This window comes from Roseibium sp. QJM3NY_11 (assembly GCF_056173175.1).
Window position 1 is genome coordinate 2061908 of the sequence record NZ_CM149660.1, and the last position, 18831, is coordinate 2080738.

The 18831-nt window shown below is 60.8% G+C and carries 18 protein-coding genes; 7 read left to right on the forward strand and 11 right to left on the reverse strand.

The genetic code is table 11. The features are described from left to right. Positions 1–92: 92 nt before the first annotated feature. The 3 genes from AC0VX3_RS09440 to AC0VX3_RS09450 are packed head-to-tail and all read right to left on the reverse strand — an operon-like array spanning position 93 to position 4065. Positions 93–875, reverse strand: a complete 783-nt coding sequence (locus tag AC0VX3_RS09440; protein ID WP_475524493.1) for a carnitinyl-CoA dehydratase — start codon at positions 873–875, stop codon at positions 93–95. Next, positions 875–2908 (reverse strand): acetate--CoA ligase family protein, encoded by a 2034-nt coding sequence (locus AC0VX3_RS09445; protein WP_475525158.1) that lies wholly within the window; start codon positions 2906–2908, stop codon positions 875–877. The genes AC0VX3_RS09440 and AC0VX3_RS09445 overlap by 1 nt, the downstream gene beginning before the upstream one ends. Next, positions 2905–4065: an acyl-CoA dehydrogenase family protein gene (locus tag AC0VX3_RS09450; RefSeq protein ID WP_475524494.1), complete on the reverse strand. Its 1161-nt coding sequence runs from the start codon at positions 4063–4065 to the stop codon at positions 2905–2907. Before AC0VX3_RS09450 ends, AC0VX3_RS09445 begins: the two co-directional genes overlap by 4 nt. A 77-nt stretch (positions 4066–4142) precedes the next feature. Here AC0VX3_RS09450 and AC0VX3_RS09455 point away from each other — a divergent pair, with 77 nt between their 5' ends. Continuing rightward, positions 4143–5093: a GlxA family transcriptional regulator gene (locus tag AC0VX3_RS09455; RefSeq protein WP_475524495.1), complete on the forward strand. Its 951-nt coding sequence runs from the start codon at positions 4143–4145 to the stop codon at positions 5091–5093. A gap of 61 nt (positions 5094–5154) precedes the next feature. Here the strand turns inward: AC0VX3_RS09455 and AC0VX3_RS09460 are convergent, their stop codons facing one another. Further along, positions 5155–5586, reverse strand: a complete 432-nt coding sequence (locus AC0VX3_RS09460; RefSeq protein ID WP_475524496.1) for a hypothetical protein — start codon at positions 5584–5586, stop codon at positions 5155–5157. A 301-nt stretch (positions 5587–5887) separates the two neighbouring features. Here AC0VX3_RS09460 and AC0VX3_RS09465 point away from each other — a divergent pair, with 301 nt between their 5' ends. Further along, positions 5888–6367: an RNA polymerase sigma factor gene (locus AC0VX3_RS09465; RefSeq protein ID WP_475524497.1), complete on the forward strand. Its 480-nt coding sequence runs from the start codon at positions 5888–5890 to the stop codon at positions 6365–6367. A gap of 53 nt (positions 6368–6420) precedes the next feature. Here AC0VX3_RS09465 and AC0VX3_RS09470 read toward each other — a convergent pair whose 3' ends face one another. Together AC0VX3_RS09470 and AC0VX3_RS09475 are read right to left on the reverse strand one after the other, a co-directional pair. Beyond that, positions 6421–6603, reverse strand: a complete 183-nt coding sequence (locus AC0VX3_RS09470) for a hypothetical protein (RefSeq protein WP_475524498.1) — start codon at positions 6601–6603, stop codon at positions 6421–6423. 298 nt (positions 6604–6901) lie between these two features. Further along, entirely contained in the window at positions 6902–7636 is a 735-nt protein-coding gene (locus tag AC0VX3_RS09475) for a LexA family protein (protein ID WP_475524499.1), read from the reverse strand. Between the two features lie 247 nt (positions 7637–7883). On the opposite strand from AC0VX3_RS09475, the gene AC0VX3_RS09480 reads away from it, so the two are divergent. From AC0VX3_RS09480 to AC0VX3_RS09495, 4 genes are all read left to right on the forward strand, one after another. Further along, a complete protein-coding gene (locus AC0VX3_RS09480; RefSeq protein ID WP_475524500.1) occupies positions 7884–8222 on the forward strand; it encodes a hypothetical protein in 339 nt (112 codons plus the stop codon). Continuing rightward, positions 8222–8638, forward strand: a complete 417-nt coding sequence (locus AC0VX3_RS09485) for a hypothetical protein (protein ID WP_475524501.1) — start codon at positions 8222–8224, stop codon at positions 8636–8638. Before AC0VX3_RS09480 ends, AC0VX3_RS09485 begins: the two co-directional genes overlap by 1 nt. A gap of 110 nt (positions 8639–8748) precedes the next feature. After that, on the forward strand, positions 8749–9126 hold the full coding sequence (locus AC0VX3_RS09490) for a hypothetical protein (protein WP_348149731.1): 378 nt from the start codon (positions 8749–8751) through the stop codon (positions 9124–9126). Between the two features lie 133 nt (positions 9127–9259). Then, entirely contained in the window at positions 9260–9553 is a 294-nt protein-coding gene (locus tag AC0VX3_RS09495; protein ID WP_342895285.1) for a DUF6916 family protein, read from the forward strand. On the opposite strand, the gene AC0VX3_RS09500 is transcribed toward AC0VX3_RS09495, so the two are convergent. The 5 genes from AC0VX3_RS09500 to AC0VX3_RS09520 all read right to left on the reverse strand — a co-directional run bounded on the left by AC0VX3_RS09500 (position 9546) and on the right by AC0VX3_RS09520 (position 13001). Then, on the reverse strand, positions 9546–10100 hold the full coding sequence (locus tag AC0VX3_RS09500; RefSeq protein WP_475524502.1) for a GNAT family N-acetyltransferase: 555 nt from the start codon (positions 10098–10100) through the stop codon (positions 9546–9548). The genes AC0VX3_RS09495 and AC0VX3_RS09500 overlap by 8 nt on opposite strands. Before the next feature lie 13 nt (positions 10101–10113). Continuing rightward, complete coding sequence (locus AC0VX3_RS09505) at positions 10114–11340, reverse strand: DUF8189 domain-containing protein (protein ID WP_475524503.1); 1227 nt, start codon at positions 11338–11340, stop codon at positions 10114–10116. A gap of 76 nt (positions 11341–11416) precedes the next feature. Beyond that, a complete protein-coding gene (locus AC0VX3_RS09510) occupies positions 11417–11944 on the reverse strand; it encodes a phage tail protein (protein ID WP_475524504.1) in 528 nt (175 codons plus the stop codon). A 9-nt stretch (positions 11945–11953) separates the two neighbouring features. Continuing rightward, positions 11954–12472 carry a phage tail protein gene (locus AC0VX3_RS09515; RefSeq protein ID WP_475524505.1) on the reverse strand — a complete coding sequence of 173 codons (519 nt, stop codon included), beginning with the start codon at positions 12470–12472 and terminating at the stop codon, positions 11954–11956. A gap of 16 nt (positions 12473–12488) precedes the next feature. Continuing rightward, on the reverse strand, positions 12489–13001 hold the full coding sequence (locus AC0VX3_RS09520) for a phage tail protein (RefSeq protein WP_348149719.1): 513 nt from the start codon (positions 12999–13001) through the stop codon (positions 12489–12491). Positions 13002–13650: 649 nt separating this feature from the next. Here AC0VX3_RS09520 and AC0VX3_RS09525 point away from each other — a divergent pair. After that, entirely contained in the window at positions 13651–18468 is a 4818-nt protein-coding gene (locus AC0VX3_RS09525) for a choice-of-anchor D domain-containing protein (protein ID WP_475524506.1), read from the forward strand. Positions 18469–18831: the final 363 nt, after the last annotated feature.

Sequence of the window (18831 nt, forward strand, 5' to 3'; positions counted from 1 at the left end):
ATCTTGCGTTCCGTTGAACGAACAATGCTCGAACACTTTTGAATCGATCAACTTTTGGCTGTCCAATCGAACCCGATTGAACAGCCGTCGATCTAGCGACCTTTCCAGACCGGGTCGCGCTTGTCCGCGAAGGCGCGGGCGCCTTCTTTCTGGTCTTCAGAGCGGTAGAGCGTTTCGACGGTCTGAAACTGGCTTCCGGTGATGCGGTTCATGGCGTCCTGGAACTTCATGTTTTCGGCCTCCCGGACGATTTCCTTGATCGCCGCATAGACGAGCGGCGGGCCGGAGGCGAGCTGATCCGCCAGCTTCCAGGCCTGGGACATCAGATCCTCTGCGGGATAAATGTGATTGATCAGGCCCCAGCGGGCGGCTTCCTCCGCGTCGAACCAGCGGCCGGTCAGGAGCATCTCCATGGCGATGTGATAGGGAATGCGCTTCGGCAGCTTGAGGCTGGCTGCGTCGGCCACGGTGCCGGAGCGGATTTCCGGCATGGCGAATGTGGCGTGATCGGCGGCCAGGATGATGTCGGCGGACAGGGCCAGTTCCAGACCGCCGCCGCAGCAGATGCCGTTGACGGCGGCAATGACGGGTTTGTTGAGGCCGCGCAGTTCCTGGAGACCGCCGAAACCGCCTTTGCCGTAATCGCCGTCCACGGCATCACCGGCCGCGGCGGCCTTGAGGTCCCAGCCAGGACAGAAGAACTTTTCGCTGGCGCCGGTGACAATGGCCACGCGCATGTCCGGATCGTCGCGGAACTCCGTGAAGATCTCCCCCATGATCCGGCTTGTGGCAAGGTCGATGGCATTGGCCTTTGGCCGGTCCAGCGTAACCGCCAGGATGTGGCCGCGCCGTTCGGTTTTGACGGGGCTTTCCATCAGTGTTCTCCCATTATGAGCAATGCGTCCGCAGCAACGGCAAAATCCGCGCCGCAGAGGAGCGGGTTGATCTCGATTTCCGCCACCGGTGCGGTGAAGACGATATCCTGAACCGCAAGCACCGCAGCAACGATCGCTTCCAGGTCGCAGGGTGGGCTGCCGCGGTAGCCGGCAAGAACACGGCCGATTTTCAAGCCGGCGAGTGCGCGCCGGATGTCGGTCGCGTCTACCGGCAGGATCAGCGAGCGGCTGTCCTGAAGAAGTTCCGTCAGCACGCCCCCGGCGGCCAGGGTCAGGACATAGCCATGAGCGGGATCCTGAACGATCCCGATCAGGAGTTCGGCCAGCGTGCCGGAGACCATTTCCTCCACCAGAAAAGCCGGCGCGGGCATGGCCAATGCCGCTGCAGTTACCTCCAAGGCGGAGTTCAGATTGAGCGCGACGGCACCCGCCTCGGACTTGTGGGCAAGGCCCGTACCCTTGAGGACCACCGGAAATCCGAGTTCCTCAGCCATGCGCGCCGCCTCTTGCGGACTTGCGGCGGCGCGGCTTGCCGGGATCTTCAGGCCATGTTCTCCCAGGATCGCCTTGGCCTCTTGCTCGCTCCGCAATCGGGGCGCGTCGACGGGACCGGGGCTGCGGATGCGAGCCGATGAAACGGGCTTCGACAGAAGGGCGGACGCCTCGATTGCGGTGATTGCGGTGTCGAGGCCGCACAGGGGAATGATGCCGCGCGACATGAGATCGGCGGCGACGGATTCCGGCATCGCCTCCGGCAGGGTGCTCAGGATTGCCATCGGCTTGCCGGAGGTCGTTCTTGCGCATTCGACCGCATCGATCACTTTCAACCATGCGCCCGGATCGCAGCGATCCATGCGGGGAATGTCCAGAATGACGATCCCCAGATCGGCAGGGCCCTGCATCATGGCCGAAAAGCAGCGGCTCATGGCCGGAACGTCACCCCAGATATAGGTGTGATAGTCGAGCGGATTCGCGAGCGCCACCTTCGGGCCGAGAGCGCCGGCGAGCGCTTCCTTCTGGCCGTCATCGAGAGGCAGAAAGGCAAGCCGGCTGCCATGGGCGGTGTCGGCGATCAGGCTGGCCTCGCCGCCCGAGCAGGACATAGAAACGATGTCCGCGCCGGCCAATGGACCGCTGACATGCAGCAGTTTCAGCGTCTCAAGAAGCGCGGGAAGGCTGTTGACCCGAGCAATGCCCAGGCGTTCGAACAGGGCGTCCGATCCGGCGGCGCTGCCGGCGAGTGCCGCAGTATGGGAGATCGCGGCAGTTCTGGCAGCTTCCGACCGGCCCACCTTGAGCGCAACGACAGGCTTGCCCCGGCGTCCGGCCTCCCGGGCAAAGGCCTCGAAGGCGGCGAGATCATCGAGCCCTTCGATGTGCAGCCCGATGGCCGTTACACGGTCGTCGTCGAGAAGCGCGCCGGCGATGGCCGAGAGACCTGTCTGGGCCTGGTTGCCGACAGTCAGAACGTAGGCGAGTGGAAGTCCGCGTGCCTGCATGGTCAGATTGAGGGCAATGTTCGAGGACTGGGACACGATCGCCACTCCGCGAGAGACCGGCGTCAGGCCATGCTGGTCCGGCCAGAGCGCCGCACCGTCGAGGGCATTGAGAAAGCCGTAGCAGTTGGGGCCGAGCAGGGGCATGTCTCCGGCGGCCCTCACCAAAGCCTCCTGCAGGTCCGCGCCGTCTCCAAGCTCGCGGGAGGCCTCGCGGAAACCGGAGGCAAAGCACACGGCGCCGCCGGCCCCGAGACGGTCGAGAGCCCCGACCACATCGACTGTCGCGTGGCGGTTGACACCGACAAAGACGGCATCGGGCGCGGATGGCAGGTCATCGAGCGCGGACCAGGCCGGGCAGCCACCAATTTCAGGGCGGTTCGGGTGAACAGGCCAGAGCGCACCGACAAAACCGGCCTTGCGGCATTCCCGGACAACGTTTTCGCACCAGGTGCCGCCACCGATCACGGCTATGGACGCGGGCCGCAGCAGGCGTTCCAGGGACCGCATGGTCAGGCTCCGAGCGGGCGGAGGAGATCGCGACTGATGATGTGGCGCTGAATCTCGCTGGTGCCGTCCCAGATCCGCTCCACGCGCGCATCCCGCCAGAACCGCTCGATCGGGAAATCGTCCATCAGGCCCATGCCGCCATGGATCTGCAATGTCGCGTCGGTGACGCGGGCCAGCATTTCGGTGGCATAGAGCTTCGCGCTTGCGATCTCGCGGTTGGCGGGCAGGCCCTGATCCAGCCGCCAGGCCCCGGCCAGCGTGAGCCAGTCGGCCGCATCGATCTCGGTGATCATGTCGGCGATCTGGAAGCTGACACCCTGAAACCGGGCGATGGGCTGACCGAACTGGCTGCGCTCGGCGGCAAAGGAAAGCGCATGATCGAAACAGCGGCGGGCACGGCCAACGCTCATGGCGGCGACCGTCAGGCGGGTGGCGTAGAGCCAGTCGTTCATCACGTCGAAGCCGCGGTCGACCTCGCCGAGGACCTGATCGCCGGCCAGACGGCACTTGTCGAAATAAAGGATGTAGTTCTTGTAGCCGCGGTGGCTGACGGATCTGTAGCCCTCCCGGACCTCGAAGCCCGGCGTGTCGCGATCAACCAGAAAGCACGTGATCCGTTTCTTCGGGCCCTTGGGAGTGTCGTCGACACCGGTGGCGGCAAAGACAATGAAGAAATCCGCGTGCTCGGCTCCGGAGATGAAGTGTTTGGACCCGGTCATGACCCAGTCGCCGCCGTCGCGGACCGCCTGGCATTTCATGCCGCGCACGTCAGATCCGGCGTCCGGTTCGGTGATCGCAAGAGCATCCATTTTTTCGCCGCGCACGGCGGGAAGCAGGTAGTGCTCGCGCTGGGCGCCCTCACAGGCCATCAGGATGTTTTGCGGGCGGCCGAAAAAATGGGTGAGGGCCATGGAGCCGCGTCCGAGTTCCCGCTCCACCAGAGTGAAATCCTGGTGGCTGAGACCGGCGCCGCCAACCTCCTCCGGAAAGTTGCAGGCATAAAACCCGAGGTCGATGCATTTGCGTTTGATCTCGTCACCGAGGTCGTCGGGCACCTGACCCGTTTTCTCCACTTGGTCCTCATGCGGATAGATCTCGTTTTCGACGAAGGACCGCACGGTGGCGACGATCATCTCCTGTTCTTCGCTCAGACCGAACTGCATCGGGATCTCCTGTTGTCTCAGCACTTGCAGAGTGAGACAAAGGCGCGGCGGCTATCATGCAGTTTTGGTGAAAAATCATGCAGATTTCACAGAAATCGTCCTCAGTCCGGAAAATCTGCGTTCTGCTGTTCGAGAGTTTCTCGAACCATTGCCTTGCAAACGCCGTCGAACCTTTCCGGGCCGCAAATACGATCGCACGGCAGAAGCTCTATTCCTGGCAGCACGTCAGTCCGGATGGCGGCACGGTCACCTCGTCCAGCGGCCTGCCGGTCGCAACGGCGTCCTGGAACGACGCGATGCCGGGAGGCGACTTTCTGTTCGTCATGCCAAGTTACGGCTATCGCGATCATGGCGATGCGAAGGTGATGCAGGTTCTGAGAGCAGCGCGCCGGCGCTTCACGACGCTTGCCGGCCTGGATACCGGTGCCTGGCTGTTGGCTGCCGCGGGTCTGCTGGACGGTCGCGAGGCGACCATTCACTGGGATGAATTCACCCAGTTCGCGGAGCAGTTTCCCGAGGTCGAGGCCGTGAACAGACGGTTCGTTCTGGAAGCTGATCTTTGCACCTGCGGCGGGGCCTCGACGGCAATTGAACTGGCGCTGGAACTGATCAAACGGCATCACAGCGCGCTGTTCGCGCTGGAGGTCGCTGCGCTGTTCATGCATGGGGACCGGCAGGAGGCCTATGATCCCTATCAGCGCCTGTCCGCGGGGTCGCTCGTGCGCGGTGCCACCGCACTGATGCGGCGAACGATCGAGGCGCCGTTGCCGATTGGCGATCTCGCCGGCCGGCTGGGTGTCGACCAGCGCACCCTGGAAAGCCGTTTCCGGAGCGAATTGAAGATGACGCCACATGGCGTCTACAAGGCTCTGAGGCTGCGGGAAGCTCGCCGGTTCGTCGAGTGGACCGGCCTTGGAATCGCAGAAATAGCCCAGCGATGCGGGTACCGGAATTCGAGCGCCATGACCCGGGCCTACCGGCAGGAATTCGGTCATCCGCCGCGGGATCACCGGCGCATTCCGCATTGAGGCGAAGGCCAAACGAGAAAGACCGCGCAAGATGCGCGGCCCTTTCTGGTAAGACAGATGCCTAGTTTTGCACGCGGCCGATCTTTGCGGTGCCGTTGTAATCGCCCGGTCCCGCGGGCGCGATCCGCGGTGCATTGGTGACCGTGCCGGTATAGGTGGTGCGGCTGGCCGCGAGTTCGCCGATCGTTGCCCGGTACTCGCCATTGTGACTGCCGAGGGCCGGCAGGATGAGGAGGTTGCCGCTGCGTGCATCGGCAAGCGCCTTTGCGTTGGCAGGCTGCTGCTGCCGGACCGACACCGGTTTCTCGCCGTTTCTGTCACCACGGAATTCGTCGGGGTCCACCGCCAGTGCGGTGCCAGCAAATGTGCCCGAGACAACAGCGGCGGTCATCAGGGTCGACAGAATTTTTTTGGTCATACGCATGTTCAAGCTCCAGTGCGGGTTTGCGTTCATGAACACGTCCACCCGTTTGCAAAGGCGTCCGGTGTTCATGACAGGATCAACGATGCGCAGGCGGATCGGTTGCGGACGCTCCGGTAATAAAACGGACACAAAAAGCTTACCTGCCGTGACTGATTTCGGTTCTGAGTTCCGGTCGATGGCTTGTGGCCGGCGATGTCCGTCTCCAAACGGCCGGTTTTCCGGTTCGGTAACCGGTCCGTGACTTTCAGGTGTCTTCCGGTGTCTGGCGGCGGGCACATTTTCAAGTTCCGATGAAATGATCTTGAAGTGCCTGAAAATGCCTCCGGGCATCGTTACATCCTGGGCATGGCCTCCAGAAAAGGATGATGGCATGACCTGCCCGCAAGACTGTTTTGCCGCTGATCTGAAATCCGAAATCCCGCATGTCAGCCGCTATGCCCGGTCGCTGACACGGTGCACGGAGACGGCGGACGATCTCCTGCAGACAGCGCTGGAGCGCGCGTTGCGGCACCGGAGCCGTTTCCGGACAGGTACGGAACTCCGCCGCTGGCTGTTCACCATTGTCCGCAATGCCTATCGGGACGATCAGCGGCAGCGCGCACGGCGCGGCGAACATCTGCCGATCGAGGACTGGTATCTGGAAGCGCAGACGTGCCCGGCCCAGGAAAAGTACCTCGAACTTGGAGACGTGACCCGGTCGATCCAGAGTTTGCGCAAGGAGGACCGCGACGTTCTGGAACTTCGTGTTTTCTCGGGTCTGCCCACCGGCGAGATCGCCACGCGCATGGGGGTTGCTGTCGGCACGGTGAAGAGCAGGCTGTCGCGCGCCAGACAGCTCATTGCGGCTTAGGTCACGGTGTCCGATTGCCTTTTCCGACGCTGTGACCTCCATGGCAGCGGTGTTCAGGCCGCCACCAGAACCGTGACGCCGGCGCGGCGGCCCTCCAGCCGCTCGTCGCGGTAGTCCGACCAGTTTTCGTCAGCCGTGTCTTCTTCCGCCGCTTGTTCGTTCATGGGGAAGGCGGCGGCGAGAACGGCGCCGGTCACATCGTTGCACCAGCCTTCCGCCGGGTTGAATTCCAGCACCGCCTGTACCTCCTCGAACTGACCGGCCTGGACGTTCCTCGATGATCCGGGCCAGGTTCATGGCCTCCAGGTCGATCTCCGGGGTGTAGTAGCAGTTCCCAAGTTCACAAATGACCGAATAGAACGGCATGTCGAGGTTCAAAGTCATACAAACTCTCCCAAAACAACCAGTCATGCATATACGCAAAAAGCGTATAAATCAATATGCATATCTTTTCTGTATGTCGAAAACGTATTTTGAGGGTGGGCTGGCCGGGCGGACCCATGATGCGCGGGGGCGTTTGTGCTGCCGTCTTCTCTAGACGATCTGGCGAATGACGCTCAGGACCTTTGCTATGATGCGCACTTCGGTTGCTTCCTCGTCATGCTCGCCGAAGATCAGCGGTTCCTGAAACCTGGGATCGTCGGATTCAGGGTGCAGCTCGATCATGCCATCGCGGCGCATGATGCGCTTTGCCGTGCGCTCGATGGTGTGGCCTCCGTCGCGCGAGCGCTCGACAACAACGAGATCGCCGGATTTGACCTCGATGCCTGCCTCGGCGAAGTCCAGACACAGGACGAAGTCGCCGTTGCGGGCAATGCGATTCAGGCTTTCGCCATTGATTTCCAGCAGGTACTGGCTTTCGCTCGGATAGCGCAAATCACCCGCTATGCTGGTCTGCCTGACCGCGTCCGTCTCAAAAAGACCCGCTTCCATCCATAGCCCGGCCGCAACCTGTCCCTTGAGGTCCAGGGCGATTGCTGCCCGTGAGGGGGCGCTGGCCGCTTCCAGGTCCGTGAGCGTGTCGGGAGCAAGGGTCAGAACGTCTTCGCGAGCGACAGGCGGGGTGCCCCTGCCGACAAGAACCGGCAGCAGTTTGGCGACAAAATCCGCCGGCAGAGCCGGCTTGTGATAGTCCGGGCTGAAATACCTCTGGATCGACGACGCATTCTGATAGCCCATGGCCCGGGCGATCGCGCGGATCGACAATCCGCTGCGGTCTTTCAGGGTCGCGAGTTGTGCCGAGACAACGGAATGTTCGTCCGTATCCATGGTTTCAGGTGCTCTGGCTGATGTCGGTGCGTATGTTTTATCATCATTTTTATACGCAGTCCACCTTGACGTTCGTACGCAATAAACGTACAAAACGAGTAGTGGACATTTACAGCGTGGGAGCCGTCATGAAAGCCGAACCGAGCCCTCAAACCAGGGGTGCCCCACAAGCGGGCGGCCTCGAGCGTAAAGCTGATCGCTCTGAAACGTCTTCGCCGGTCGGCAGGGCAGCTCCGGAGGACCGGGCATGAAAGATATCAGCGAAGAAATCGAAGAAGCCCGGAGCAAGGTCGCCTATTGCCGGATCCGGGCCGAACGGCCCGGGTCACGGCTGGAAGACGATTACGCGCTGGAAAAAGCGCGAACCAGACTGCTGACACTGGAGTTGCGGCAGCTCAAGCGGGACCAGGCCCCGCGTCATCAGGCCGGCAACGGACCCGTCCCCAAGTCGCGGGAGGTCAGATCGTCCGAGACGAGAAGATCAGGAACAAAAAGTGAACAAAAATTCGGATCGGCGCGGGAGCGCGCCGAGGATGCTTTCGCCAGGCTGCGGCACGGCCATACGGAAAAAAGAGGAGCGGTTTGATGGCATCGGGAGGTCTGGTCGACAGGATTGCCGCCGAATTCGGTGTGCATTTCATCAGTCACACCCGGCGGAGCGAAGGGCGGCATCAGTCCAAGGCACGGCGGACGTGCCAGACCTTGCTCAAAAAACACGGGCCGGAGCATTTGCGGCTGGTGTTCGGATTGATCAATACGGCTGAAAACCGGGGAAACTGGTCAGCGCCCTGTTTCACCTCCGTCTCCTGGCTGGTGCTGAGCAAGCCTGACTGGGTCGAACGCCGGGGGTTTCTCGACCAATTCGACAAGATCGACCTGGGCGCTTTGCTCGATGTCGCGAAGCAACTCAACCCCTCCGCTCCAACGCTCACGATGTCCGTTCTCCTGTCTTACGAACTCGACAAAGGCATGGGAGCCGGATCGCAGAGACGGGCGGCTTGACCCTTTCCGTCCGCATGGTCCTGAAGGCCGGCAGTTCCGGGACCCGGGATAAAGCCTGCCGGCCGCAGCAAGCCTTGCGGTTTTCCGACAGTCCAAAAGGAGCCCGATTGATGAGTGATGCGGCACAAATGGTGATGGAGCGGCTGATCGAGGCCGTCGAAGTGATCGCAGCGACGGGGAAAGGGGACGGCCCCCGATCCGTTCTGGCGGCCTGGCCCGATTATCGGCGCAAACTGATCAGGCGTCGCCGGACCTATCCGCCCAGGACGATCAGCCGGGCGGAAGAGGCGATCACCTGGTTTTCCCTGGTCGAAGATCACGACGCCCGCCGTGCCCTGCAATTTGAGGTCATGTGCAAGGCGGGCGCCGGTGTCTTTTCGAAGGTCTGCGAGAAATATGGCTGGAAACGGTCGACGGTGACGAGCCGGAACCGGGTTGTTCTGGCAAGGATTGCCAGGAGCGTCGCCGGAGACACCGGTCCGGTGTGACCGGCTGCCTGGCAGGCAGCGGGTCAGTTTGTCGTTCCGCTCAAAACCCCTTTGCGGTTGAGGTGCGTCTGAATTACAACTTCTTGAGAAGAAACACGAACTGGCCAGCCTTGACCGCACTTGGGAGATCTTCATGACTGATATGCAGGCGCTGACAATCCGGGATTTTGAAATGCTGAAGGATACGGCGTTTGAAGTCCGTTCGCTTGACGCGGATCTTCAGCTTTCCCTTGTCGAGGTGAAGCCGCTGGGGTCGGGTGAGCGCGGCGGCGGGGCGTTCTCGGTCCTCTGGCTGGGGCCGCACGAGCCGCAACTGGAGCAGTCGACCTACAAGCTCTATCAGCAGGATCTCGGCGAACAGGAGATTTTTCTGGTTCCGGTCGCCGAAAAAGACGCCGGGATCCAGTATGAGGCGGTGTTCACCTGAGCAAGTCCTCGGCGCCGACGGCGCAAGGAAGAACAAGCAGGTCGTAGACACCCTTGTCCTCGCGGGTTTCGAATCCGAGCCGCTGATAGAGCCGCATTGCCGGGTTTTCCTTCTCGACGTGAATGCTGAGCGCCTTGCCGGCGGCGGCGGCCTCTTCGGCCAGGTCTTCCAGGATGGCCTTGCCGATCCCTTGCCCGCGGACCTCGGGAACAAGAGCGATGTCGATGATGCGGTGTTCCGTGGTCCAGCGTTCCAGATAGAGACGTCCGAGCGGTGTGCCTTCCCGCTCGACGATCAGCCAGAGCGCAGCCGGATAATGAGCCTGGTAATGCTGGTGCTGCGCCTTGAACTGCATGTCGATGAAGGCCTGCTTTTCAGCTTCCGACCAAGGCGTTCTGGCCAGTTCGATTTCCCGCGTGGACCTATACAGCGCTGCCAGAAAGGGCAGGTCGCCGTCCTGGTGCACGGGCCGGTAGGCAATTCCCTTAAGGCCTGCCCGCGCGCTCAGAGGCAAATCCAGGACTGTGGATTCGAGTGGCAAATTCATGCAAACCGGTCCGTCAGTGTGGATTGGGCGTGATGTCCTGCGTCAGGGCAATCGTGGACAACGGAGTGATGTTCAGGCTGCGCCAGACCGCAGACCAGTGCCCGATGTACAACTGGTCCACATAGCTTGCCTTGCCGGAGCTGCTGTCCAAAGCGAAAAGACTGAGATTGGCGTCCGCATTCGGTTGCAGCACAAGTCTGCTGTCGTTCGTCACATGGGCAATGATCTGCATTGCAGACCATGACTGGTCCGAATGTCCGGTCTGATAGGCGCCGTAGACAGGGCTTTCCGGGCCGGAGCCGACCTGCGCCGCGAGATACAGGCCGTCGTTGGAGGACACGGCCACGGTCATGGTGTGAACCGGCTCGCTGAAAGAAGCGAAGAGACACCATTCGGAGAAGGAGTTGGAGCTGACTTCGTCCTGCACCTTCATATAGATCTTGCTGCCGATACGCGCGAAGACGTGCACGATCGCATTGCCATCAAGAATGGCGACGATCTGTTCGAACCCGGTCAGGCCACCTCTGATGTCCTGCCAGCCTTCCCATTTTTCCGGGAGGAACGGGTGATCGCTGGACTGGAAATTCATGTAAGGAACCGCGTCACTGTCCATGCCGAACATGATGATGCGGCCGTCGGCATTTTGAACAGGAGACAGAGTGGCCAGGACCCCTGGAATCTGCTGCCAGTCCGACCAGGGTTGTTCAGGCGGAACTTCGACCGGAACGGTGATTTCTATCGGCGTTTCGCTGCCGGGCGGAGTCACCGTGATGGTCTCCTGTATGATCCTGTTGACGTTCTGGAATTTCCACCAGAGGTGATTGGACGAACCAGAACTGGTCGCGAAGATGTTCTGGCGACCGGTGAGACCGTTGATCAGCGCCGTTTCAACAAATCCGGCGACACCGTCCGGCTTGCCGAGGTTCTCGGCGACAGCAAACCGGTTCGACGCATTGGGTTCGTCGCTTTCGTGCAGGTAAACCAGGTCTTTCGACTTCGCGTCCTGGGCAAGCAAGGCGACATAGCCGTGCTGCGTCACCGATGCTGCAAGATGTTCGGCTGAAAAAGTGGCCTCGGTCAGGCGGGTAAAGTACGAATAAAACGGGCCATTTTCACTTTGCTGATCCTTGTATTCCAGTTCACCGTTCGGGGTGACCGCAGCCAGGAATATCCGAAAGTAGCTTGGCGCGGTTTGAACGGTTCCCTCGAACATTTCGGGGATTGCTTCTTCGACTGACATTTGATGTGTCCTTCCGCTTAACTTGGCAGCCTCGCCAGGTCAAAATTCTGAGTGCATTCGAAAAAGGCCGTTGCCGCTAGCTGCGTGAGGGGTAGACCCCCAGGAGCGCGATGATGAAATTCATTGCCAGGTAGGGCTGGACATTGTCGTGCGCCTGGCCGCCACCTGTGGTGGACAGTGCCTCGGAGGCCATGTCGACGAGGTTCGACGTCGTGTCCGAATGGTACGCCCGGTCGGAGCCTGATCGCCCGAAAGAAGTCGTTACCGCCGGTATGGCAATTCCGCCACTGGTGCTGCTTGCCCGGACCGTATGGCTGTGGGAGGGGATTTGCGCTTCAGTGAGCGTGACCGTCTCGGCGCCGACCCTTTCACCAAGGCGGCGCGATGTCAGCCCCGGACCGCGGCCCGGGTGCATGGGCGCGCGCCCCTGCAGATTCGGCAAAGCGGTCGTGGTGCGCCCGTCCCCGCCATAGGTGGTCCCGATCAGGGAGAAGAGCGCGGTGTTCTGGGCAATCGGCAACAGTTGCCCGTCGCAGAAAGCCCAGCCACGCGGTGCAAAATTGCCTGCGAAAATTCGAATTTCTGCAATAAAAGGTTCTGACATGTCCGCCTCCTAGTGCCGGCTCGGATAAATACCGAAGAGCGCGATGATAAAGTTCACGCAAAGGGTCGGCATCAGGTTGGTGTGGGAAAGCGCCCCACCGGTATTGGCGACCATGTTCGATGCCATCGAGACATCCTGCCCGACAGCCGCGTAGAGATTGACCCCAACGCCTTCCGCAGTTACCCGGCCCTGCGGGGCAAGACTGTCGGCCTCGGCTGTATTTGCATTGAAATCGTGAGAATGACTGGCGAGTTGGTTGGTCGTCAGGGTCTCTTTTTCGCTGCCGGCCCTGGATCCGAGCCGTCTGGGGCTCAGTCCCGGTCCGGTGCCAGCGTGAAGGGGAATACGTCCCCTCAACTCCGGCAGGCCGAACGTGGTCCTGCCGTCCCCGCCATAAATGGTTCCCAGGAGGGAAAAGAGGGCGTCGTTCTGCGAAACCGCCAGAAGCTGGCCATCGCAGAAGGCCCACCCGCGGGGGGCGAAATTTCCGGCGAACATACGGATTTCACCGACGAAAGGTTCAGACATCCAGTGTCCTCCGGCGTCAATTACGTGAGGGAAACAGCCCCTGCAGGGCGATGCAAAAATTGAGTGTCTGGTAAGGCTGCATGTTGTTGTGTGCCTGCCCCCCGCCTGCGTTCGTGACCGTTCCGGACCGCAGGGCCGTTGTTGAGGCAGCTTGCGGCTCACGGTACGGAAGATCGGCTCCGACTTCCGCCGCGAACAATGTGCCTTCCGGCGACCTGTCGTTGCCCGCGACCGAGACAGCCTTCACCGTGTGGGTGTGGGCGGCGATCTGTGCGGCGACGAGGGTTACGGTTTCGGCTCCACCCTTCTGGCCGAGCGTATACCCGTCGCCCTTGTGAATGGGGGTGCGGCTGCGCAGATCGGGAAGGGCGAAGGACGTCCGCCCGTCCCCGCCATATGTTGTGCCCAGCAGGGAATAGAGCGACTGATTCTGGTTGATTGGCAGGATCTGGCCATCCGTGAAGGCCCAGCCGCGCGGTGGGAAATTGAATCCGACCATGCGGACTTCGGCAAGAAAAGGCTCTGACATGTTCCTCCCCAATTGCTCCCCTAAAGGAACCTCAATAGCTTTGATCGTTTCGGAAAATTTCGGAATAGAATCTTAGGTTGTATGTTTCCGGTATATTTCTGCATATTTTCACAACCATCACATACATTTCCAAATTCATGCAATCAAAAAAATTTCGAACGCAAAGTGGGGCCATCCGGAACCCCGGGTGGCTCGGGCGACTAAAAATCAGCCAATTTTTCTGCAGAGTTTTTCTATAAAAACACAGAGTCATTGGGAAGCTATTGGAAATATTGATGAAAATTTAATCGAAAAATCGGGGGAGGTGGAAATGTCAAGGTCGAGGAGCGGCTTTGCCGCCAGAGGGGCTGTGTGGCTGTCAGGTTACACCTAAATTCTATCTTTGAGAGAATTACGTGTAAAAAATTACTAATGATTGCTTTCCAAAAAATCTCGTTTTAGTTGTGAGAGTCAGGTGGCTCCGGTTGTGTGGCGCAAACATGCGTGCAAGTGCGGCTGGAGGCGCAAGCTTCAGGGGAAGTGGGAATTTCAGGGGGGGAATGTGATTTCCGGCGCTAGGCAGCTTGTTCCAAGCAGTTTTAATGATTTGGTTACGGGCCGCGGGCTCGTTTCCGGCTTCGTGCGTTTTTTTCTGGTTGTGTTGCTGGCCATGTGCGCATTTGGTGCAGTCGACGTTCAGAGCGCGAAGGCGGCCTGGGACGATTGTTCCGGCCTGACGGTTACAACCGGTGGCGACCTGACGCTCGACGTGACTGCCGACACTTGTTCTCTGACAAATACCTTCCCGGGAACGAACAACTACATCAACTTCAATGCTGGAAGCGGTTCTTCGGTTACGATTGACCTCATCGGTATCGACGATCCTGCCGGAGACTTTTCGTCCATAGTCATCGTTCATGATGGGGGCACCGACAACATTGCCGATGGTTCGAGTTTTGGCCAGGCAAACGACTTCAGCAGCACCTACAACTGTTCCAGCGGCTGTACCGTCTCGGGAAGCTATAGTGCCGCGCCGATCAGCGGGGCGTTTTCGGTTACATATACCCAAAACGCAGGTTCCGGCTCGCTTGCCGCCCCCACATCGCCCGAGATTTCCGTTTCCGCCGATGTCGGTGGGGCTGTTACGGATGGCGGCACCAATGTGCAGGGCAGCCAGACTGCAGGGTCGGCTGTCACGGTGACCTACACGGTGACCAACTCGGGAACGGGCGACCTGACCATCGCAACAGCGACGAGTTCGTCTCCGAGCAATGTCACGGTCAATTCCATCGGAGCACCAGGTTCGACAACGGTCACGAACGGCGGCGGCACGACGACATTCACGGTGCAGTATACGCCGACACTGGCGGGGGCGTTTTCCTTCAACCTGTCGTTCGTCAATGACGACGCTGACGAGAATCCGTTCAATTTCACCGTCAGCGGGACGGCGACCGGTACGCCCGAGATTTCCGTTTCCGCCGATATCGGTGGGGCTGTTTCGGATGGCGGCACCAATGCGCAGGGCAGCCAGACCGCCGGATCGGCAACGACGGTGACCTATACGGTGACCAACACGGGAACGGACGACCTGACCATCGCAACAGCGACGAGTTCGTCTCCGAGCAATGTGACGGTCGATTCCATCGGTGCACCGGGCTCAACGACGATCACAGGCGGCGGCGGCACGACGACATTCACGGTGCAGTATACGCCGACACTGGCGGGGGCGTTTTCCTTCAACCTGTCGTTCGTCAATGACGACGCTGACGAGAATCCGTTCAATTTCACCGTAAGCGGAACGGCGACCGGTACGCCCGAGATTTCGGTTTCGGCCGATATCGGCGGGGCGGTTGCTGATGGCGGCACTAATGCGCAAGGGGCTCAGACCGCGGGTTCGGGGGTTACGGTAACCTACACGGTGACCAACTCCGGCACGGACGATCTGACGATCGCAACGGCGACGAGTTCGTCTCCGAGCAATGTCACGGTCAATTCTATCGGAGCGCCGGGCTCGACGACAGTAACAAGTAGCGGCGGGACGACGACATTTGTTGTGCAATACACACCGACCCTGGCGGGCGCCTTCTCCTTCGGGTTGTCGTTCGTCAATGACGATGCCGACGAGAATCCGTTCAATTTCACCGTCAGCGGGACGGCGACCGGTACGCCCGAGATTGCCGTTTCCGCCGATATCGGCGGGGCTGTTTCGGATGGTGGTACCAACGCGCAGGGATCTCAGGCCGCAGGATCGGCAACGACGGTGACCTATACGGTGACCAACACGGGAACGGGCGACCTGACCCTCGCAACAGCGACAAGTTCGTCTCCCAGCAATGTGACGGTCAATTCTATCGGTGCGCCGGGCTCGACGACGGTCACAGGCGGCGGCGGGACGACGACGTTTGCCGTGCAATACACGCCGACCCTGGCGGGGGCGTTTTCCTTCGGGTTGTCGTTCGTCAACAATGACGGCGACGAGAATCCATTCAACTTCACGGTCAGCGGTACGGCGACCGGAGCGCCGGAGATTTCCGTTTCGGCCGATATCGGCGGGGCGGTTGCCGATGGGGGCACGAATGCGCAAGGGGCTCAGACCGCGGGTTCGGCAGTTACGGTAACCTACACGGTGACCAACTCCGGCACAGGCAATCTGACGATCGCAACGGCGACGAGTTCGTCTCCAAGCAATGTGACGGTCAATTCCATCGGGGCTCCCGGCTCGACAACGGTGGCAGGCGGCGGCGGGACAACAACGTTTGCCGTGCAATACACGCCGACACTGGCGGGAGCCTTTTCCTTCGGGTTGTCGTTCGTCAATGATGACGCCGACGAGAATCCGTTCAATTTCACAGTCAGTGGGACGGCCACCGGTACGCCCGAGATTTCCGTTTCGGCCGATATCGGCGGCGCGGTTGCTGACGGTGGCACCAACGCGCAGGGGACGCAGGCTGTCGCTTCTGCAACAACGGTAACCTACACGGTGACCAACTCCGGCACGGATGATCTGACGATCGCGACCGCGACGAGTTCCGTGCCCAGCAATGTGACTGTCAATTCCATCGGTGCGCCGGGCTCGACGACCGTGACCGGCGGCGGCGGGACGACGACCTTCCAGGTGCAATATACGCCGACAGCGGTTGGAGCCTTTTCCTTCGGACTGTCGTTCGTCAATGACGACGCCGACGAGAATCCGTACAATTTCACGGTGAGCGGAACGGCGACCGGTACACCGGAGATTTCCGTTTCCGCGGATATCGGCGGCGCGGTTGCCGATGGCGGCACCAACGCACAGGGTACCCAGACTGCCGGGTCGGCGGTCACGGTAACCTATACTGTCACCAACTCCGGCACGGACGATCTGACGCTGGCGACGGCGACCAGTTCCGCGCTGAGCAATGTCGCCGTCGATACCATCGGGGCGCCCGGCTCGACGACCGTGACGAGCGGGGGCGGGACGACGACGTTCCTGGTGCAATATACGCCGACCGTGGCGGGGGCCTTTTCCTTCGGGTTGTCATTCGTCAACAATGACGCTGACGAGAACCCGTACAATTTCACGGTCAGTGGAACGGCCACCGGGACGCCCGAGATTTCCGTTTCCGCGGATATCGGCGGAGCGGTTACCGACGGCGGCACCAATGCGCAGGGATCTCAGGCCGCCGGATCGGCGGTCACGGTCACCTATACGGTGACCAACTCCGGCACGGACGATCTGACGCTGGCGACGGCGACCAGCTCCGCGCAGAGCAATGTGGCAGTCGATTCCATCGCTGCTCCGGGCTCGACGACCGTGACGACCGGCGGGGGCACGACGACGTTTCAGGTGCAATACACGCCAAATTCGGCGGGCGCCTTCTCTTTCGGCCTGTCCCTTGTCAACAATGACGCCGACGAGAACCCGTTCAATTTCACCGTCAGCGGTACAGCCAGCAGCGGGGGCTCCAACCTGGCGGTCACGTCCGGCTCCAGGCAGGCCGCCGAAGTCGAAATGCAATTCGACGAGGTGCTGGTGGCGAGCGTGACGGATGACAGCGGCAACGGCGTTGCAGGGGTGGATGTGACCTTTACCGCGCCGTCAACGGGGGCGTCGCTGACATTCTCCGGCACCGGGACAAATACGATCACGGTGACCACCGCGTCGGATGGTACGGCGACAAGTTCGGCGATGACGGCCAATTCGACGGCATCGCCCTATCAGGGGGGCGGATCGCTCACGTCTTACAACGTCACCGCCAGCGCCTCCGGGCTGACCAGTGTCACCTTCTCGCTCACCAACGACCGGGATTCGGAAGCCGATATCCAGAAGACCAAGGAAGTCATCGCCTCTTTCGTGACCAATCGGGCCAATGCAATCGTCTCCGGACAACCGGATATCGTCTCGCGCCTGACAGGTGGTCCCTTCGGCCAACAATCCGGGCAAAACGGTTTCAATTTCGACGTCACGCCCTATTCCAGGTCCGGCAATTTCCATTTCTCCCTCAGGGCGTTCGTGGATTCCCTCCGTGCTGGAGGTGAAGGCCAGGCGAGCGATCAGGCAGGCAGTCCAACGCCGGCTGGTCCCGAGAGATACGCCGCTTTCGATCACTTCTCCTCGTCTGACACCATGAGCTACACGGCGGTCGGGCCGCAGCCGCAAACACAGGACACGCTTGCGATCCTGAGCGGTACCAGCGGAGAGGGGTCAGGTGAGGGCGCCCGCGAGGCCGAGCCGATATCGGGTTGGGATTTCTGGGCGCAGGGCACATACGCGGTCACCGAGAACAACAACAGCGACAGCCAGACCGGCCTGTTTTTTGCCGGGGTCGATTACCGCTACAAGGACCGGGCCGTCTTTGGTCTGATGGGGCAACTCGATATCACCGACGAGAGCAACGATGCGGCGAATACATCGTCGGACGGGATAGGCTGGATGGCCGGGCCCTATGTCGCGTTGCGCGTGCACCAGAATTTCTATCTGGACGGATTGCTGACCTACGGTCAGTCCTACAACACCGTCAACGCGCTCGGCCTGTTCGAGGACGACTTCAAGACGCAGAGGTTCCTGCTGCAAGGTGGACTGACGGGAGATTTCAAGCTCAGCGACACCGTCAAGGTCAGCCCATTCGCGCGGGTCACCTATTATTACGAAGAGCAGGAAAGCTATACCGACACGCTCGGCCGCCTGATCCCGTCGCAGGATTTCGATCTGGGCCGGGTGGAATTCGGTCCCAAGGTTTCCTGGGACCTGGTGTTGGACGACAGGTTGCTGTTTTCGCCCTATCTGACGCTGTCCGGGATTTACGATTTCAACAAGCTGCAGGATTCCAGTCCGACCGATGCCACGCTGGCTTCGTCGGATGAAGACCTGCGCGCGCGCCTTGAAGCGGGTGCCGGACTGCTCGTCCCGGGCCGCAACATCCAGATCTCGGGTGAGGGCTTCTACGATGGCATCGGGGCGGCAAACTTCAGTTCCTTCGGCGTGACGCTGAATGTGAAGGTGCCGTTCTGAGCGAACCGGCCGGCTCGAGCAGAAGAAAGGTCCTCCGGGCGCTCAATCTGCCGGGCCGGCGATCCTTCTGATCCAAACGAGGTTTCCTGAAGCCTTTGTCTAAACAAGGGTTTCAGGAAAGTGCGCGTACTGGACAGGGTCGTCAAAACGGGCTTAAAACAGGCCCTATCAAGTCATCGTGGAGACATGCGGCCTGGTGCCTGTCGCGTTCAGTTGAATTCAGGAGACCGCCCGAACGCATTTGCACAGCAGACGCTGCCTCGGGCGCTTTCCTGAACCTTGACACCGTTTAAACGCGACGCGCACCAGAGCGCAGGCATGCCCGGGTGCCACGACAATCAATCCAATTCCGATCCCGTTTTC

What these genes read in the sequence shown, in the direction of transcription:
- AC0VX3_RS09520 (WP_348149719.1), bottom strand. Translation starts at nt 13,001, where the DNA reads ATGTCAGAGCCTTTTCTTGCCGAAGTCCGCATGGTCGGATTCAATTTC.
- AC0VX3_RS09515 (WP_475524505.1), bottom strand. Translation starts at nt 12,472, where the DNA reads ATGTCTGAACCTTTCGTCGGTGAAATCCGTATGTTCGCCGGAAATTTC.
- AC0VX3_RS09510 (WP_475524504.1), bottom strand. Translation starts at nt 11,944, where the DNA reads ATGTCAGAACCTTTTATTGCAGAAATTCGAATTTTCGCAGGCAATTTT.
- AC0VX3_RS09455 (WP_475524495.1), top strand. Translation starts at nt 4,143, where the DNA reads ATGCAGATTTCACAGAAATCGTCCTCAGTCCGGAAAATCTGCGTTCTG.
- AC0VX3_RS09480 (WP_475524500.1), top strand. Translation starts at nt 7,884, where the DNA reads ATGAAAGATATCAGCGAAGAAATCGAAGAAGCCCGGAGCAAGGTCGCC.
- AC0VX3_RS09490 (WP_348149731.1), top strand. Translation starts at nt 8,749, where the DNA reads ATGAGTGATGCGGCACAAATGGTGATGGAGCGGCTGATCGAGGCCGTC.
- AC0VX3_RS09475 (WP_475524499.1), bottom strand. Translation starts at nt 7,636, where the DNA reads ATGGATACGGACGAACATTCCGTTGTCTCGGCACAACTCGCGACCCTG.
- AC0VX3_RS09525 (WP_475524506.1), top strand. Translation starts at nt 13,651, where the DNA reads ATGTGCGCATTTGGTGCAGTCGACGTTCAGAGCGCGAAGGCGGCCTGG.
- AC0VX3_RS09440 (WP_475524493.1), bottom strand. Translation starts at nt 875, where the DNA reads ATGGAAAGCCCCGTCAAAACCGAACGGCGCGGCCACATCCTGGCGGTT.
- AC0VX3_RS09465 (WP_475524497.1), top strand. Translation starts at nt 5,888, where the DNA reads ATGACCTGCCCGCAAGACTGTTTTGCCGCTGATCTGAAATCCGAAATC.
- AC0VX3_RS09450 (WP_475524494.1), bottom strand. Translation starts at nt 4,065, where the DNA reads ATGCAGTTCGGTCTGAGCGAAGAACAGGAGATGATCGTCGCCACCGTG.
- AC0VX3_RS09500 (WP_475524502.1), bottom strand. Translation starts at nt 10,100, where the DNA reads ATGAATTTGCCACTCGAATCCACAGTCCTGGATTTGCCTCTGAGCGCG.
- AC0VX3_RS09485 (WP_475524501.1), top strand. Translation starts at nt 8,222, where the DNA reads ATGGCATCGGGAGGTCTGGTCGACAGGATTGCCGCCGAATTCGGTGTG.
- AC0VX3_RS09505 (WP_475524503.1), bottom strand. Translation starts at nt 11,340, where the DNA reads ATGTCAGTCGAAGAAGCAATCCCCGAAATGTTCGAGGGAACCGTTCAA.
- AC0VX3_RS09495 (WP_342895285.1), top strand. Translation starts at nt 9,260, where the DNA reads ATGACTGATATGCAGGCGCTGACAATCCGGGATTTTGAAATGCTGAAG.
- AC0VX3_RS09460 (WP_475524496.1), bottom strand. Translation starts at nt 5,586, where the DNA reads ATGAACACCGGACGCCTTTGCAAACGGGTGGACGTGTTCATGAACGCA.